The sequence below is a fragment of the Pseudobdellovibrionaceae bacterium genome, assembly GCA_020635075.1.
Lineage (GTDB): Bacteria > Bdellovibrionota > Bdellovibrionia > Bdellovibrionales > UBA1609 > JADZEO01.
In genome coordinates this window covers 1,011,714-1,027,345 of sequence record JACKAM010000001.1, presented here as the reverse complement: position 1 = coordinate 1,027,345, position 15,632 = coordinate 1,011,714, and the positions used below count along the sequence as shown (strand labels likewise).

At 50.7% G+C, this 15,632-nt stretch carries 15 protein-coding genes; 8 read left to right on the top strand and 7 right to left on the bottom strand.

The window, feature by feature from the left end:
- Nucleotides 1–10: 10 nt before the first annotated feature.
- Nucleotides 11–679: a hypothetical protein gene (locus H6624_04430; protein MCB9083563.1), complete on the bottom strand. Its 669-nt coding sequence runs from the start codon at nucleotides 677–679 to the stop codon at nucleotides 11–13.
- 170 nt (nucleotides 680–849) lie between these two features.
- On the opposite strand from H6624_04430, the gene H6624_04425 reads away from it, so the two are divergent.
- Nucleotides 850–2,577, top strand: coding sequence for a B12-binding domain-containing radical SAM protein (locus H6624_04425; GenBank protein ID MCB9083562.1), 1,728 nt, complete (start codon nucleotides 850–852; stop codon nucleotides 2,575–2,577).
- A 4-nt stretch (nucleotides 2,578–2,581) separates the two neighbouring features.
- Here the strand turns inward: H6624_04425 and H6624_04420 are convergent, their stop codons facing one another.
- A complete protein-coding gene (locus tag H6624_04420; protein ID MCB9083561.1) occupies nucleotides 2,582–3,367 on the bottom strand; it encodes a hypothetical protein in 786 nt (261 codons plus the stop codon).
- 474 nt (nucleotides 3,368–3,841) lie between these two features.
- Between H6624_04420 and H6624_04415 the strand changes: the two genes are divergently transcribed.
- From H6624_04415 to H6624_04390, 6 genes are all read left to right on the top strand, one after another.
- On the top strand, nucleotides 3,842–4,963 hold the full coding sequence (locus tag H6624_04415) for a Glu/Leu/Phe/Val dehydrogenase (protein MCB9083560.1): 1,122 nt from the start codon (nucleotides 3,842–3,844) through the stop codon (nucleotides 4,961–4,963).
- Between the two features lie 107 nt (nucleotides 4,964–5,070).
- Nucleotides 5,071–5,835, top strand: coding sequence for a hypothetical protein (locus H6624_04410; protein MCB9083559.1), 765 nt, complete (start codon nucleotides 5,071–5,073; stop codon nucleotides 5,833–5,835).
- Nucleotides 5,836–5,860: 25 nt separating this feature from the next.
- On the top strand, nucleotides 5,861–7,012 hold the full coding sequence (locus tag H6624_04405) for a PQQ-binding-like beta-propeller repeat protein (GenBank protein MCB9083558.1): 1,152 nt from the start codon (nucleotides 5,861–5,863) through the stop codon (nucleotides 7,010–7,012).
- An 83-nt stretch (nucleotides 7,013–7,095) separates the two neighbouring features.
- Nucleotides 7,096–7,443, top strand: coding sequence for a hypothetical protein (locus tag H6624_04400; GenBank protein ID MCB9083557.1), 348 nt, complete (start codon nucleotides 7,096–7,098; stop codon nucleotides 7,441–7,443).
- 11 nt (nucleotides 7,444–7,454) lie between these two features.
- Nucleotides 7,455–7,979: an adenine phosphoribosyltransferase gene (locus H6624_04395; GenBank protein MCB9083556.1), complete on the top strand. Its 525-nt coding sequence runs from the start codon at nucleotides 7,455–7,457 to the stop codon at nucleotides 7,977–7,979.
- A gap of 14 nt (nucleotides 7,980–7,993) precedes the next feature.
- Nucleotides 7,994–8,410 (top strand): cytidine deaminase, encoded by a 417-nt coding sequence (locus H6624_04390; protein MCB9083555.1) that lies wholly within the window; start codon nucleotides 7,994–7,996, stop codon nucleotides 8,408–8,410.
- A 12-nt stretch (nucleotides 8,411–8,422) separates the two neighbouring features.
- Here H6624_04390 and H6624_04385 read toward each other — a convergent pair whose 3' ends face one another.
- A complete protein-coding gene (locus H6624_04385; GenBank protein ID MCB9083554.1) occupies nucleotides 8,423–9,454 on the bottom strand; it encodes a DUF2817 domain-containing protein in 1,032 nt (343 codons plus the stop codon).
- 123 nt (nucleotides 9,455–9,577) lie between these two features.
- On the opposite strand from H6624_04385, the gene H6624_04380 reads away from it, so the two are divergent.
- The gene (locus H6624_04380; protein MCB9083553.1) at nucleotides 9,578–10,033 is read left to right on the top strand and encodes a 6-carboxytetrahydropterin synthase; all 456 of its coding nucleotides are present in this window, start codon (nucleotides 9,578–9,580) and stop codon (nucleotides 10,031–10,033) included.
- 12 nt (nucleotides 10,034–10,045) lie between these two features.
- Here the strand turns inward: H6624_04380 and H6624_04375 are convergent, their stop codons facing one another.
- The 4 genes from H6624_04375 to H6624_04360 form a co-directional block, all read right to left on the bottom strand.
- Nucleotides 10,046–11,665 (bottom strand): S8 family serine peptidase, encoded by a 1,620-nt coding sequence (locus H6624_04375; protein MCB9083552.1) that lies wholly within the window; start codon nucleotides 11,663–11,665, stop codon nucleotides 10,046–10,048.
- Between the two features lie 218 nt (nucleotides 11,666–11,883).
- Nucleotides 11,884–12,765, bottom strand: a complete 882-nt coding sequence (locus tag H6624_04370) for a CPBP family intramembrane metalloprotease (GenBank protein ID MCB9083551.1) — start codon at nucleotides 12,763–12,765, stop codon at nucleotides 11,884–11,886.
- Nucleotides 12,762–14,852, bottom strand: coding sequence for a cyclic nucleotide-binding domain-containing protein (locus tag H6624_04365; protein ID MCB9083550.1), 2,091 nt, complete (start codon nucleotides 14,850–14,852; stop codon nucleotides 12,762–12,764). Before H6624_04365 ends, H6624_04370 begins: the two co-directional genes overlap by 4 nt.
- A complete protein-coding gene (locus H6624_04360; GenBank protein MCB9083549.1) occupies nucleotides 14,849–15,631 on the bottom strand; it encodes a hypothetical protein in 783 nt (260 codons plus the stop codon). Before H6624_04360 ends, H6624_04365 begins: the two co-directional genes overlap by 4 nt.
- Nucleotide 15,632: the final 1 nt, after the last annotated feature.

The window sequence follows — 15,632 nt, the reverse complement described above, 5'->3', positions numbered from 1 at the left end:
TTCATCCTGGTCAGGCCGCAAGGCGAATGCGGTCAGGCCCGTGGTCATCATTTGTATAGTCCCGACGTGATTGCCAGAGTTTTTCCGCTAACAGCCCCGCCCCTCTGTCCTCGTTGGGCTTTATCCGATCCGTGCGACAGACCTGAAAGCAACAGTCGTAGCCAAAGCAGTTGAGACCAGATTCAATGGTTTCAAAGCCAATGGCAGCCGCGGTTCGGTCGACCTTTAGATCCACGCGGGAGATGGCGGTGCCTGCATCGGCATTTCGCTCTCTCATGTACATGGTGGCCAAAGAGCCCAGAACTCCAGCGAAGCTTACGCCAGACTTGGACTTGCGGAAGTCCGGGTGCACGGTCAGGTATTCGAGAGACATCACATAGGTGAGGTTGTGATCTTTGAAGAAGTCCCAGGAGATTTTGGAAATGGACTGGAAGTACTTGCTGGCTGTGGCCGCGTTGGTCTCAAGATTAAAGAAACAATATTGATGGCAGGCCACCGCCTTTTGATTCACAAAAATGCCCGTGCAAACTTCATTGCGGAGAAAAGTATCGCCAGAGATGGAATCGTGAGTCACTGGTCCATGAACCATGCTAAACAGATTGTAGATCTCATTTTGCAGAGGGGCGAGAGAACTCCCTTTTTCAAGTCGGGTGGGTAGGATCAAATATTGGTACTGCATTAAACGCTCCGTCACAGAGAAAGAGGTGAATGTGTCTGAGGTCAATTGCATCGGCAGTAAAGTGAACTTCTTTAAGCGGAAATAAAATAAAAATTATTATTCATTATTCTCACTTATCCCCCGATAGAGGGGGGATTGTAGCCATCTCAAGTAAATAGGTTGAACTCCCCATGTCACAGACTCCCTCCGCCTCAATTTGGTTAGTGAATTTGTTTGGTATGTCCATAGCTCCTAGCTCCTTTAATCCGGATAACTCCTTGGCTGCTTTGGCTGGGGCGCTAAAACGTCACGAGTACCGCCCCCTGATTCTCGACTACCAGACCTTTGACTACGGTCGTTTGTTTATGCCGCAAGAGATTGGGAATGAATTGCGTGTTAAGTTGGATGCTTTTCACCGAGAAGGGAATGACCATGGTGCTCTAGATGACCTATTGAATTTGGAGAAACGCCTGGCTGAGCATCAACTCAATATTGTGGATACAATTGCAGAGGAGCTTGTCCTGAGAGCATCTCAGGAGGCACCACTGTTTGTGGGCTTTAAGGTTTACTCGGGCGATGGGGTGAGGCTCTCCGATCACCTGGCCCAGATCCTCAAGAGGCGCCTCGGAGTGGTGACGGTCGCCGGAGGGCCTGTAGTTAAAGTCGTGGGCGAGGACTTAATGGAGTCTGTTAACGGTTTTGACTATTTGATCGATGGAGAAGCGGAAAACGCCATCGTACAGTTTGCCGAATATGTGGAGGGTAAGAAAAAGATCGGCGATGTCAAGGGTCTCATCTATCGGGGAGAAGATGGACAACTGACGGCCAATCAACGAGATGTGATCCCTGATTTGGACTCCCTTCCTGACCCTTGCTACGATGAAGAAGTATACCCCGCCCTATGGGAAAGTGGCCAGAAAACCATGGTCTTCCAAATCGATGAATCTCGCGGCTGCCCCAACACGTGTAGCTTCTGTGTGCATCCGAGCATTAGCCGGTCTGGGACCCGTTTGCAGAGTCCAAAAAAGATCGTCAGGCAGATCAAGGATCTTCAGAAGAAGTTTGGAGCCTATGCATTTCGATTTACAGGGTCAAACACCCCCAGGCAATTCCTGAGCCCCTTCGCTGATTTGGTCTTGAAGGAAGGGTTGGATATTCGGTACTCCTGTTTCACATCGGTCAACTTTGCCAAGATTGATCTTCTACCGAAACTCAAGGCAAGCGGTCTCTGTGGTCTTTTCATTGGTATTGAGACTCTGGATGAAGACCTGCTAGTTAATGTTGTCACGAAAAAGGGGCAGAAAAAACAACGTGTTAAGGAAGTCATTCAAGCCGTCCTTGAGAACGGCATCTTTTTGACGACCTCTTGGATATACCCTATGCCGCGAATGACGGAGGAGGCCCGGGTCGAAATGAAGGATCTCATTCTTGAGACCTACGAAGGTAGGCCAAACAGCGGAAGTGTGGTGATTGTCCCGGGGACAGTGGTTCCGGGGACAAAATGGTTCTCAGAAAGCGAGACCTTTGGCTTTGAAATTCCAAGTAAGCCGCAACTGATCAAGGACTATGTCCATCTGACGCTGAGAACTCACGTTCCTCGGCAGCTGCTGAACAGAATGTCATTTTCCTATGAAGGTAAGACCTTTAACGAGAATAACTACCTCACGGATCGGCTCACTTCTGAAATCCGCAACAAGGGCGTTTTGGTAAATATGACGGACGACTGGATGCTAATGGGAAAGCTCAGCGGACGATCCCTTGAGGAGTTCCAAGGCGATATTCTCAAGGCGTTGCTCTATGGGGATTTTTCTCCCATTTCAGAGGTCATTCGTGCCATAAACTCCAATTCAAGGCAGAGAGTCTTTGCGGATCAAAAGGATTTGAACTGGGGACAACCACCCTCTAGGAAGGCTTCCTGAGTTCTCAGATAATCGTCAAGTCGGGGCTGCGCTTTTTGCGGATCTGGTTGGCGGCAATTTCTCTCTGGTATTGGGCGTATCGCTCGGCCTCTTCTTCACGACTCAGTTTTTTGCCGACGGATTGGACATCCTCAATGGCCATTAAAGCAACCACATGACCATTGTCGTCGAGGAGGGGAGCCAAGTATTTGACCATTAAGTTGTATTCATATTTTAGAGGGGAGCGGCTTTCGCGCACTTTTTGGAATCCCAGGTGGCTCATCGGTCGTGCGGAATTGGAATTGCTGGTGAACATTTCAATAGCCGTCTTTTGGATGTTCTCAACAATCTCAGGGTTCTCTCGGGAAAAGAGTTCCATCCACGTGTGGCAGAACAAATCTTCAAGGGAATAGCTGAGTAAGCTCATGGCCTGGAGGTTGCGAAAAATTTGAATATTCTCGGCGTCGTAGATCTCAATGGTGTCTTCTTCACTAATAAGATCGAAAAGATCTGAGCTGAAACGTAGCTTCATCGACTTGAGCGCGTACCACAGAAGGGATTTGTTGTCCCGCAAGCGGGCCCCGTTGGCTTGGGTCAGCTCACAGATACCAATATACGTCTCGAGTGAGGAGAGGGCATTTTGCTGCTGTTGAGGGGACAGTGACGAAAAGACTTTGAGTCTTGGATCAAAATAGGGGTGATAGTGGACCCCGTCCTTGGTGGCAATTGATGCGAGATGAGTCGACAAGCATAAAAATCGAGCAGATTTTTCGGATTCCAGTTTAGACTTTTGGCCCAGGACTTTACTCACTCAAGTTCTCCTTTGTCCCTATAGATGCTGGATTGCCGGCCTTATGGCGCGCCGAGCAACAATACCCATTCTGGAAGATTCAGTCAATGCAGCCCAAGTACTGACGGAATTCATGGGAAGTTAGATAAATCACGGTAATTACTGACTTTAGTGCAGCTCAAGGGACACTTGAAAGTTGCCCTTGAAGCGACAAGAAAATTTGCCGAAAAGGGATTTGATGAGGCATCTAGACAAAACCCACACCTCTCCCTCCCTGGGGCGAGCCTATTCTCGGGCTCTGATCGGCTTTTACGCCACCCAACTGGTTTTGGTGGCCATAGCCCTCTACTCTCTGACTCAGTGAGGCAGGCGGATTCTTTAGTCATCTTAATCAAATCCCCACTTTTTCCTTGAACCCGAGTGACCAAGTTTCTAAGGTGGCTTGCGCATCATGACCGGGGTTATGCAGCCTAGATTCCTTTGGAGGTGAGGTAGATGTTTACCTTTGAGTTGATAGAAAAGCACGGTGAGCACGAGGAAGTGATCTTTTGTCATAACAAGGAAGTGGGACTGAAGGCGATCATCGCCATTCATAACACCACGTTAGGGCCGGCGCTGGGTGGAACCCGGATGTGGACCTACAAGACTGAGGAAGACGCTCTCATCGACGTGCTTCGTCTGTCTAAGGGGATGACCTACAAGGCTTCGGCCGCAGGACTGAACCTAGGTGGCGGTAAAGCGGTCATTATGGGTGACCCAAAAAAGGAGAAGACGGAAGCTTTGTTCCGTGCCTTTGGTGCCTATGTGAACTCTCTTAAAGGTAAGTATATCACGGCGGAAGATGTGGGCACCACGGTCCACGACATGGAATATATCTTTATGGAAACTCCTTATGTGACCGGGATTCCCGTGGCTCTCGGCGGATCGGGTGACCCAAGCCCCTATACAGCTCACGGGACTTTGATGGGGATCAAGGCTGCGGTAAAAGAAAATATGCAGACAGATAGCCTACAGGGTGTGCGCGTTGCCGTACAAGGCCTAGGCAATGTTGGCTCTCACTTGGTGGAGTACCTCGTGAAAGAGGGCGCTGAAGTGGCGGTGGCTGATATCGATCAGGACAAAGTAAAGAATATGGCCTCTCGTTTTGGCGCCAGCGTGGTGGGTCCCGACGAAATCGTCACCAGCGACTGTGATGTGCTGGCTCCCTGCGCCTTGGGTGCGGTGATCAATGACCAGACTCTCCCCAAATTGAAGTGTAAAGTGGTTGCCGGTGGAGCCAATAACCAATTGGCCGAATACCGCCATGGCGACAACCTGATGGAAATGGGCATCCTTTACGCCCCCGACTACGTGATCAATGCCGGCGGCTTGATGAACGTCTTTGTGGAACTTGAGGGCTATTCCTCTGATCGGGCCTTTGAAAAGACCAACCAGGTCTATGACAATCTGATGAACGTCTTTCAAATCGCTAAGAGGGATAATATCGCTACGCATCGGGCGGCTGATCGTCTGGCTGAGGAGCGAATTAAGAAGATTGGTGGACTTCGCCAGCACCATCATGGGCGCACGGCTCGTCCCTTCTCAACCCTGAAAGAAATGACCAATCGTCAGAAATAAGTCCTCTGTTGCCAGAGAGTTAAAAGCCTTCATCCAATCAGAGCTTTACTTCTCTGGCACAGCAGTTTTATGCTGAGCCCTAGACTTAGATCAGGTGAGGTATCAAGGTGAGTAAAAAGCTATCTAAAGAGGAAGTTCGTGGGCCAGATGCCTTTGTGGCAACGTCGGACAAAGTAGGCAAGTGGATCGAGAAAAATAAGGTCCCTGTGTTCTCCATTATTGGAGCCCTTTTTGTCATCGGCGGCATCAAAGTGGCCTGGGACCAATGGGCTGGCTACAGGGAGAAGTCCGCTCAGGAAGCTCTTTATACGGTTGAAGCCAAGATAAAAAAGAAACAAGAAGAAATCGCCAAAGAGCTGGAAGCCAAGAAAGAAAAAAAGGAGCCGGCTGCCGATCGTTCCTTGGAAGCAGACTTTGGCCCTTTGCTGTCAGAGTACTCCAGTCAGATTAACGATTTGAAGGGGAGTAAGGCCTCCTTGATCGCTTCCATTCATTTGGCAGCCCTCTACATGGACTACAAAGAGTTCGAAAAGGCCAAGGCCTTTTTGGCTGAACAGCTTCCACGCGTTGGCAAGAGTGGAACCTTTTTTGGTCTTCTGCATATGCAAATGGGGACAGCACTGGCAGCAACGGGAAAGAACGAAGAGGCTCGCTCCGAGTTTGAAATGGTGGTCAAGGATCCTGGCTCTGCCTTTTTGCACGCAGAAGCGGTGTTGAAACTCGGCTTAGCTGAAGAGATATTGGGCAATGTGGACAAGGCCAGAGATCACTACAACCGGGCCAGCCAGGAGTTTTCTGCAACCGACGCAGGCAAAACGGCTAAGGGTTACCTACGATTGATGAATCTGGAAAAGGCGGCCGCTGGCCGTTAATGGGTTCGCAGGCCAAGGAGAGGTTATGAAGAGCTGGGGTAAAGCACCTCTACTCGTAGTTTTGGGATTAGGCGTTCTCTTGGGCGGATGTTCTTCTGCTCCTCATGTGGAAAAAAAGAAGTTCATGGTCAAAAGACATTGGCTGAGGTCGACGCCCGAAGGGGAGTACCTCCACTTTCGTCGCATGAATCGGATGAAACCAGTGGTGACGGAGAAGCTGGTCATCGAAGGCAATGCCATTGATCGATTGACAGCCTATGATCGTAACACTGGCAAAGTGCGCTGGGTGCGTGAAATGCGTGATGGCGTGGAAGGTGGAGCTCAGATTGTTGATAACACTTTGTACTTTGGTGCCAGCGATGGTTTGTTTTATGCCCTGAACGCAGAGACAGGGGACACCCTGTGGACCTTCCCCGTGCGCATTGAGACCTTGGGAGAGCCTTTGGTTGAAAATGATGTGGTCTACTTCCTGGCCGGCAACAATGTTCTTTATGCTTTAAATGCCAAGACGGGCCAGCAGCTTTGGACCTACAACCGTTTGGATCCTAGTCAGCTCAGCATCCGGGGAGCCAGCCGACCTTTGGTGATTGGGCCTCACCTTTACCTGGGCTTTAGCGATGGGAGCTTTGTTTCATTGGATAAGAGCAAGGGCACGGTTGCTTGGGAGCAGAACCTCAACCAGAACAAGCGGTTTCGCGACGTGGACGCCACGGCGGTTTCTGATGGGGATCGCATTTATGTTTCCAGTTTTGATGGCGCCCTTTATTGTTTAGACCGCAAAGACGGAACGATCTACTGGCGTTTGGAAGAAGGTGGCTATGCCCCCGTCCTGGTGGATAAGGACGTGATCTACTATGGGACTTCAACTGGTAAGATGATGGCCCTTGATAAGGCCTCAGGTAAAGCTCTGTGGAGCAAAAACAATGTGCGGGGAGTGGCCTCTTCTCCTGTTCTTTATCGAGGACTTTTGATCTACGGTGAGTCCCAGGGAAGCCTTAAGATCCTGGATGCCCGCACGGGGAGCGAGGTTTCAGAGTTTAAAACGGGCCGGGGAGTGACTTCCTCGCCTTATTTGGATGGGACCACGGGCGATATTTATTTTATGTCCGCCAATGCGGTTCTTTACGCACTAAAATTGGGTTGGGACATCCCACATCGGGTTTGGCCATGGGAATAACCCGACGCAATTTTTCCTGGCTGGGGTTGACCACCTTGCTGGTGGCATCCTGCACATCGGGGAATTGCCGAAGGGATGGGACCATGATCACGCCGAAAAACCCGGGGCAAGTGAAGCCTATTGATGAGACCTCTCCTTCACCTGGGGATGAGGCTTCAGCTGGGCAGGGGGCCTTCCCGCCTTTGGAAAATCGAGTATTTGTCTACAAGTACGATGGTTCCAAGCAATGCGGAGCGGGTCAGCCCATATCAGTAAAGACCATGGCCAAAGAGCTGAAGGGTATGCAGGTTTTTTCCCAGGAGAACAAGCCTGATGGCCTCATGCACATACAGGTGTGCGGAGCAGCTACAGGGCGTGCCAACGTTTATGAAATCAAAGCTGAAGATTTGGCCAAAGCTCAGGCCAAGGGTTTTCAGGAGTGGAAGTTTTAAGGGGGAAAGAAGTGAAAAACTGGTCGATCAAGGAAATTGAAAATCTCATTGAGGACGTGGCCGATTTTCCCAAGCCCGGTGTCTTGTTTAAGGACATCACGCCCATTTTGGAAAATAACCAGGCCTTTGTCTCTTTAGCCCGTCACTTCGCTGAAAGCCTCCCGGCTGAGACCACTCACTTGGTGGCGATTGAAAGTCGGGGATTTATTTTGGGTGCGGCCGTTGCTCAGCACCGCCCGATTGGTGTGGTTTTGGCGCGCAAGCCGGGCAAGCTACCGCGCAAGACCGTGAGTCACACCTATGACTTGGAATATGGAACGGATACCTTGCAGATCCATGAGCACGCTCTGGATGAGAACTCTAAAGTCATCATCATTGACGACGTACTGGCAACGGGAGGAACGGCTCATGCGACCGAAACCCTAGTGACCAAGTGTGGAGCCCAGGTGTTGGGTCATCGCTTTCTGATGGAAATCAAATTCCTTGAAGGCGGTAAAAAACTGTCCACTCCATATCAAGCCTTTATCCACTACTAAGAGGTCCAGAGGCGATGGCAGAAACACTGGATACTAACACCAAGGCAAAAATGCTTCAGGCGGCCATGGAGGCGCGGCTGAATTCCCACAGTCCCTACAGCGGTTTTAAAGTTGGGGCCAGCGTTCTCATGGACAACGGTCAGATTTATGGTGGTTGCAATGTGGAAAATGCCTCTTACGGGGGCACGGTGTGCGCCGAGCGAACGGCCATTTGGAAGGGCGTGAGTGAGGGAGCCAAGCGTGTGCAGGCCCTGGTTGTTGTGACGGACAGTGACCAACCCTGGCCCCCCTGTGGGATGTGTCGCCAGGTGGTGAGTGAGTTCTCCTCACCCGAAGTACCGGTGATCTTGGCCAATCTTAAAGGCAAGGAAATTGCTCAAACGGTGGCGGAGTTGTGCCCCCACTTCTTCGGGCCCATGCATCTTAAATAAGATACCCGTGCCTTATTTATCGGTCTTGGCTTCATCTGCCTGAATGGCAACCGTTCCAGAGATATCCTGGAGGCGATCGAACTGCTCCAAATGGCGCATCCCCCGATCACCTTTGAGTTCAATGGTGAGGACTGGAATGTTGCGATCCTTCCACATATAGCGACCGAGACTCCCCGGGAAATGCCCCAGCGAAATCCAGGGCAAAGGTTTAAAGTGTGGATACTTAACCTTGGGTCCATCAAAGTCCAACACTCCCAGCGGGGTGTGAATGGAAATAATAAAGTCAGGCTTAAACTCCTCGATGTGCTTCACCGCACAGCGGGTCTCCACCTCACTTGAGGCATAGGGACCCGGGTAGCGACGAGGGTCTTCTTTCTTGAGCGTCTTCCACTTGTGAAGAGCCTCATCGTCCCAGTTCTTAGTTGGGAAGTTGCGGTTCAGGTCCACACCCCGAGCGTTGGTGCGAGTGCCCTTCCTTAAGCCGTCAGGATTCATCACCGGAATGACCCGCCAGCTGTTGCGGGGATTGAGCCTTTCCAGTCGGGCGATCCAGGCCCGAGCCACACTGCCGCTGGGGTACTCATCTCCGTGGATCAAAGACAGTGTCAATATGCGCTTGCCCTCGCTGTCCCTTCCAGGCCTGTCGTAGTGAAAAATGGGTCGATCCTGCTCACTGGAGCAGCCGTCCATGACCAGCGTCTTTTGACAAACCTCTTTGAGTTCCTTCTGGTTGAACTGACCTGGAAGCCCCTTGAGGCTTTGGTAACAAATGGAGGCCACTTCTTCTGGCGAATACCTGGTGGCCGAAGAGCTCGGTTGGACAGGTGCGCTTTCCTTTTTCTGTTTGTCTGCAAGGCTAGGAGCTGTCCCAGATTTTTTCTCGGTCAAATGCATTCTATCAGATTGCGGTGAAGAGGGCTCAGCCCTTTCTTCGCCGTTATCAAAGGGGGAGTCCGGCAAGGCCTGCTTCGCAGGCTCGCCCTTGGGGAGAACATTCGAACAGGCGGGCAATGTCGGCCCAACAAGGAGAAGTAATAACACCATGATGCGCATCAAACTGAATCCCACCCTTTTGGTCACGGTTCTAATGACGCAGACAATATCCGTTCCATTCTTGGGTAGAGCTGGACTAGAGTCAAGCCTGACCCGAAGGGAGGGCCGTCTTCAGTGACAAAGGTGGTTAAGACAAAGGACTCATCCGTGCCTGCTCATTTGATTTTGGCTCGCAAGGCCTTTTTTAGCAGCGGAGTTCGCTATGCACGAAGTGAATGGTCTGAGGCCAAAAATCTGCAGGTTTTTGGGCCCCATTTTAGTCCTCATGGTCATGGTTACAACTATGTCCTGGAAGTCCGTGTGGAGGGATCTCGTGATCCTGTAACCGGTCTGGTGGTCAACCTGACGGATGTGGAGAAAGACCTTCAGCAAGTGGTGGGCCAGTTGGATCACCGTCATCTGGCCTTTGACGTACCCGCTTTTGCCGACAAGGTACCGACATTGGAAAACCTGGGTCAGTTTTGTTTTCAGCAATTGAGCCAGCGATTGGGAAAGCTGTTGGCCGGCATTCGCCTTAAGCAGGGTGAGGATGACTGGGTCGATGTGTGGCGTGAGGCAGAGCGTCCCTAGAGCCTAACAGCTCTAGGGGCAGCCCTGGGACGAAAATCCCTGGGAGTTACCAATTGTCTCAGGATAGTCCTCGTGGACTTTCTTTATCAGAGCCTCCAAATCCAAACGACGCCCCTGTTTGTAATAAGCCGTGAGTCCTGGATCTTGAATCGCGCCTTCAGTCAGTAGGCGCTCCACTTCAGATGCCTTGGGCTTTACCCCAAATGTGTTTCTCAGCAAGCCCACGACCAGGGCGGCAGCACCCGTCACAATGGGCGCTGACATGGAAGTTCCAGAGAGTCGCGAGTAGAGTTGATTTTGGTGGTAGGCGACGGGAGTGACAGTGGAGTAAAGACCCGTCCCATTTTCCTCAGCTCCGGGCGCCCCAATTTCCACATACTTGGTGCTGTAGTGACTAAATGAACTCCAGGCATTGGTCTTACTGTCCACCGAGCCTACAGTGATCATGCCGGCCAAGGATTCACCATACATGGCCGGTAAGGAAGTGAAACTCGTGCCATTGACCTCTTGTGCTGGGGAACTGTTTGTCGCGTTACCCACTGCACTGACAACCACCACGTCAGCGTTCACGGCCTCAGTGATGGCATCCAAATAAAAAGGATCTGAGTCCGGACCATTGGTCAATCGGCCAAGACTGAGATTGATAACGTCTGCTCCGTTGAGAAAGGCAAAACGGATTCCGTTGGAAACAATCTCACTTGTGGTTTCAAAGTTATTACCATTTTTGCGGAACACGCGGATGGCCATAATTTTGGCAAAGAAAGGCATGGTTCCAGTGACCCCGACGCCATTGTTGCCAGCAGCAGCCGCCAGGCCTGCTACGTGGGTGCCGTGGGAAATAGGGGAGTTGTCCATCGGATTGTAATCGACCAAGGCTGTGCCGATGGTGGTGGCGTCGATGCCAATCCCATCCTGATGGCGCCACATGCGGGAGGAGATGTCGGGGTGATTGTAATCCACCCCAGTATCGACTATGGCAATGATCGGCTCGCGCCCGTTGTAGTTCATGGGCATTCCATACTGAGGATGGTAAAAGCCATCGTAGGCCACGGGCCCATGAAGGGAAGCCAAATGATTTTGGTAGTATGCGCCGGGATCATCATAGTTGGCGTGAAGGTCATATTTGTGGTTGTAGCTGATGCCCACTACGCAGCGGTCGCTGGCGGCCTCGGCTTCCAGTTCAGCCACGTCCAGGTCCGTCGTCGTCATAAATGAAAAGGCCTGTTTATCAAGGCCTGGCAGAATCTCCCGGCCATCGGCGACTTCAACGCTCAAAGGCGGTGGCATCTCTCCCTGTTGCCGTTTTTGCTCAAGGCAAGAGGTGTTTACCAGTGCCGCTAGCTGGCTTCCTGCAGGAAGTGTGATTGGATTGTCTTTCACTTTGGAATGAATTTGGGCCCCGCCGCTTTCAATCCTGTACTGACCGAGCATAACTTTGCCGTTTGCAAAAGGAGAGGTGTAGTGAAGCAGAGCCAGTTTGGGATCAAGTTTACGCGACAGGTTTCCGGGTGGTTGGCAGCTCTTGTTATTGGCTTCAAACTTTCCTTCGCAGGAATTGAAAGCACCCAAAATACCCAAAAGTAAAACGGGAATTGCCAAAGCCAAATAAGGAAGCTTTCTCTTACCGACCATGCCCTTCTTTCTCTACCAGAGTTTATTCGCCTAAGACGTGGCGATCACTGAAGATTCATACCCTTCGCGCATTATCAGTGTATCATTTTTGTCGGCCAAAAGTCGGGCAAGCTGGAGGCTGGAAATCAAGAAATTATCCTCTCCCTTTAAGGGGTTGAAATCGCCTCAAAAATCCACACATCTCGTGCAAGCCAACGTCTCACTGTGAGACGTTGGCTTTACTGTGGATAAGTGAATAGGAGTAGGTGGGTGAGGTTAAGGCCGAAATGGGTGAGAATGGAGGCTTCTAGGCGCTGTCCAGCCCTCTGCCAGACCCACCCATAAAACAAACCGGCAAAGGTGGCGGCAAGCACATAGCGAGTCCCGCCCCCGAAGTGAGCGAGACCAAAGAGAAAAGAGGCCATAACCAGAGCCAGCCACTTCCATTTTGACGGCAAATATTGGTGAAGCTCTTTCTGGATGAGGCCCCGAAACAAAGCCTCTTCGGCAATAACAGTGAGGAATAGATTTTTGAAGACCCAAACGCCGATCCAATCGGGAGGAGAAATGACTTCAAGATTGAGCCACCCGAGAGTGAAAGCTCCTCCCAAAACAGCAATCAGTGCGCCTGGTAACGCAATGAAGACTGGTTTAAGGATCACTTTCCAGCTCTTCTGGCTGCGGGCTGCCTGCCCAGCGAGAGCAAAAAACACCACTCCAAAAAAGGGTTTATCAAAATTGAGATAGAGTTGAAAGGGCCTACCTGAGCCCTTGATCACGTCGCGACCAACATGCCAGTTATCAAAGCCTGGAAGCAGGTGAAGGGACAAGGCCGCTCCAATTCCGAGGGCCAAAAGTGTGACAGCCAAACGCCCCCACATGGGCAAGTTGATCTTAAGATGATAGACGGCGAGAAGTCCTCCCGTGATGGAGAGAATCAAGACTCCTGGCCACATGATCCGGCTGGCCATCACCCCAAGAGCCAGGAAAAGGCATATGCATGTAAACCAATAGAAGTGTTTGCGCGACAGAAAGCAAAAGACAAATGCCAGGGCGAGAAAGAAAAGGGCTTTGGTGGCTGTGGAATCCTCGACAAGTAGGGCATTGAGGCCAAGACTCATCCGACCGCTTGCCCCTGTTGAGGGATGCCGCGATTGAGTAGCTCGATGTCCTCGACAATGCGCATTTCGCTGACAGACTCAATGAACATGGCCATTTCAATGTTTTGGGTGACGATCTCCCAAAACGCGTCGTTACTAATTCTCAACAACAGTGTGTTTTCCAAGGCCGTCACAGTTCCCGTCCTGGGAATATCGGCTATCACAGATATTTCCCCAAAAAATCCCCCTTGATGGATTTTTTTGACCTGGACGCCGTTGATGCTGATTCCAACTGAGCCACGAATCAGTAGGTAAAACCCATCTCCTCGGCTTCCCTGGTGGAAGACGATCTCCCCTTCGCGAGCGGGTTCAATTCGCCCATGGCTTAGAAACAGCTGGACGATATCCTCTGGCAGATTACGAAACATGGGGGCACTTGTGAAATACTGCGAGACCATAATGGCATTCTTGAAATCTTCTATTTCACGAATGTACTGGGATTCGGCTGAGGCTTCGCGTATCACTTCAGCCGGAATCTCCAGGATTACGCTTGGTTCCTCAGTGACAACCTCCGCCGTCCGGCGGATCTCCTCAATGACAGCAACTTCGCCAAAAATAGAGACCGGCAGAACTTCCCCAATTTTCTCAGCGCCCCTATTCGCTGCTCTTCGCACAGCCAGGCCTCCCCGCAGGAGAACATACATGTGTCGCCCCACATCTCCCTGAATAATCACTCTGGTACCAGCCGGAAAGGATCTCACCTGGGATTGCCGGATCACCTTCTCCAGGAGAGGGTCTGAAAAATAGGAAAACAAGGGCAAATCACGAACGGCAAATAGTAGTGATTCCGGGGTGAAGTCCGAGGATTTAATACTGCGAAAGCGACGAAGCACTCGATGGTAACGATTTTTGATGGGCCTGGATATGAGAGGCATAATGACTTGGTAAATATCCTGTAAAAGGACCACAATGGCTGTGAGATAGAGCCCGGCCAATACCAGGGCTGCGATCTTTTCCGCGTGAGGGTCAGTTTCCAAGCTGAAGCGGATAAGGGCCGAGTTGTGTTTGTTGACCTGATAGAGGAGATAACAGGTGGCAATCATCCACAGTCCCGCCATGTGCCAGAAAGCCAAGACCACTCCCTGGTAACGGGAATTGCCGGAGGGGGTCAGGACGCTCAAAAGATTTTTGTTGGGGATATAGGCGGTGAGTTGATTGAGGCCATCATCTTCGCAAAGGGCCTTGAAATAGAGGGAGAATTCACTCTCGGTAAACGGGTTAAGGTCAATCAGGGTCAAAACCAAAGCGATAAATAGAGACTGACTTAACAGCGGCAGATCCGGGGTGAGCCAGTAAAGAATAGAAACAAAAACAAAGTGAGAAAGGGCAAGGCTCAGATGAAAAATGGTCAAATAGAGCTTGTTGAAAAGGAGAAACAGGGATTCGTTTCCCACCTTGAAGTGAATACCAAAAAGGTTCAAAACAAGGCGAAAGTTGTAGACTCGTCCCGTGAGGAACAAAAGCATGATCGCCTTAAAAAAACTCTTTAACGACAAAAGTATGCTGGAGAGACCGATAAAATAGAGAACCCCTAGAGCATAGCTGCCGTTAATGCGAAAGAATTTGGTGCCAAAAAAATCGCTGGGGATATTCTGCAGGCCAAGGAGGGCTAGGACAATCATGGCCATGGATAGAAAATAAAACAGGAAAGGATGGGTTTTGTCATTACTGATCCGCTGACCAAAGAAGATTTCAATCAATGGCCTAAGAAAGACCGACTGATGAGGTTCGGTCAGATGGGTCCTGGTGGGCGAGTCAATCAACTCCCCACCATTTTCAAGGAACCCTCTGTCCTTCAAACGGTAGATGGCAGTAAAGACAGACTTGAAGTGCACCACACCTTGTCGTTTATAGATCTTTTCAATCACTTCACGCATGGTGAACTTGCCGTTACACAGCACCAACAGGTCGGCAAGCTCGATGGGCAGGATGATCTGGTTAAAAGGCTCACTGGTTTCGTAGATGATCTTGGATCCTTGAGGAAGAATGCGGCCCGGTTTTATTACCGGGCGAAAGTGATCAAAAGAAAGTTGATCACTGTTTTTCACTCTTTACGCCTTTCGTGTTCTTTGTGGGCATCGGTGAGACAGTAGATGAGGTCCATCATCCTTTCGCTGGGGTTCTTGATGTTCACAGCAAATATCAAAAGGTCATGGAGAAGTTGTTCGCGAATCCTCTGTCCCGGGAGGCCGTCCCGGCTTTGAAATTTATAAACCGGCGGGGCATCCGCATATACCAGGACGCTATGTCCGTACAGAGTGATCTCCCCAATGGGCAGGTTTTTTTCCATATTGGGGAAAAGGGTAATGGCTTCGCCAGAAATTCCGACCCACATCTCTTCGGCCCCCACCTGGAGATGTTTGGCATCGTCCATTGGTATTTTCCTCATGCGCAAGCCTAGATAACCGGGTTTAAGAAGCAGATTGAGGCGGACATAGGACTGAGTGTCCAAATCCAAAAAACGGATGTGCCTTTTGTCAAAGCCGGCCGCCACGATCAAGGATGGCTGGGGGATGACTTTGTCCTTCCAAACCAAATCAAGGGTGATGGTGTTGCCAGCTGTCGATTGAAGATAATCCAAGTCATCGATGAGGCAGGTCCCTCCCAGACTGATGTCATATATGCGCATGGGTTTTCCTTCAAAATGAATTTCCGGAAGATTTCCCACCGCCCCGTGCTCTGGATAGTGAATCCGCGCCGCCTTCCTGCGATCAAGCGAGTTTTCAGCCGCCAGGCGTTGGGTGGTCAGTTTTGGTGATAGAACTTCATTATTCTTGTACAGGCCAAGGATGCGAGAAATCCAATTGTGTAGACGAATGCCTTCCATC

Bases quoted from the DNA above. Each gene is read 5' to 3' on its own strand.
- H6624_04430 (MCB9083563.1), bottom strand. From the start codon at position 679: ATGCAGTACCAATATTTGATCCTACCCACCCGACTTGAAAAAGGGAGT.
- H6624_04425 (MCB9083562.1), top strand. From the start codon at position 850: ATGTCACAGACTCCCTCCGCCTCAATTTGGTTAGTGAATTTGTTTGGT.
- H6624_04415 (MCB9083560.1), top strand. From the start codon at position 3,842: ATGTTTACCTTTGAGTTGATAGAAAAGCACGGTGAGCACGAGGAAGTG.
- H6624_04405 (MCB9083558.1), top strand. From the start codon at position 5,861: ATGAAGAGCTGGGGTAAAGCACCTCTACTCGTAGTTTTGGGATTAGGC.
- H6624_04400 (MCB9083557.1), top strand. From the start codon at position 7,096: ATGATCACGCCGAAAAACCCGGGGCAAGTGAAGCCTATTGATGAGACC.
- H6624_04390 (MCB9083555.1), top strand. From the start codon at position 7,994: ATGGCAGAAACACTGGATACTAACACCAAGGCAAAAATGCTTCAGGCG.
- H6624_04385 (MCB9083554.1), bottom strand. From the start codon at position 9,454: ATGGTGTTATTACTTCTCCTTGTTGGGCCGACATTGCCCGCCTGTTCG.
- H6624_04375 (MCB9083552.1), bottom strand. From the start codon at position 11,665: ATGGTCGGTAAGAGAAAGCTTCCTTATTTGGCTTTGGCAATTCCCGTT.
- H6624_04370 (MCB9083551.1), bottom strand. From the start codon at position 12,765: ATGAGTCTTGGCCTCAATGCCCTACTTGTCGAGGATTCCACAGCCACC.
- H6624_04360 (MCB9083549.1), bottom strand. From the start codon at position 15,631: ATGGAAGGCATTCGTCTACACAATTGGATTTCTCGCATCCTTGGCCTG.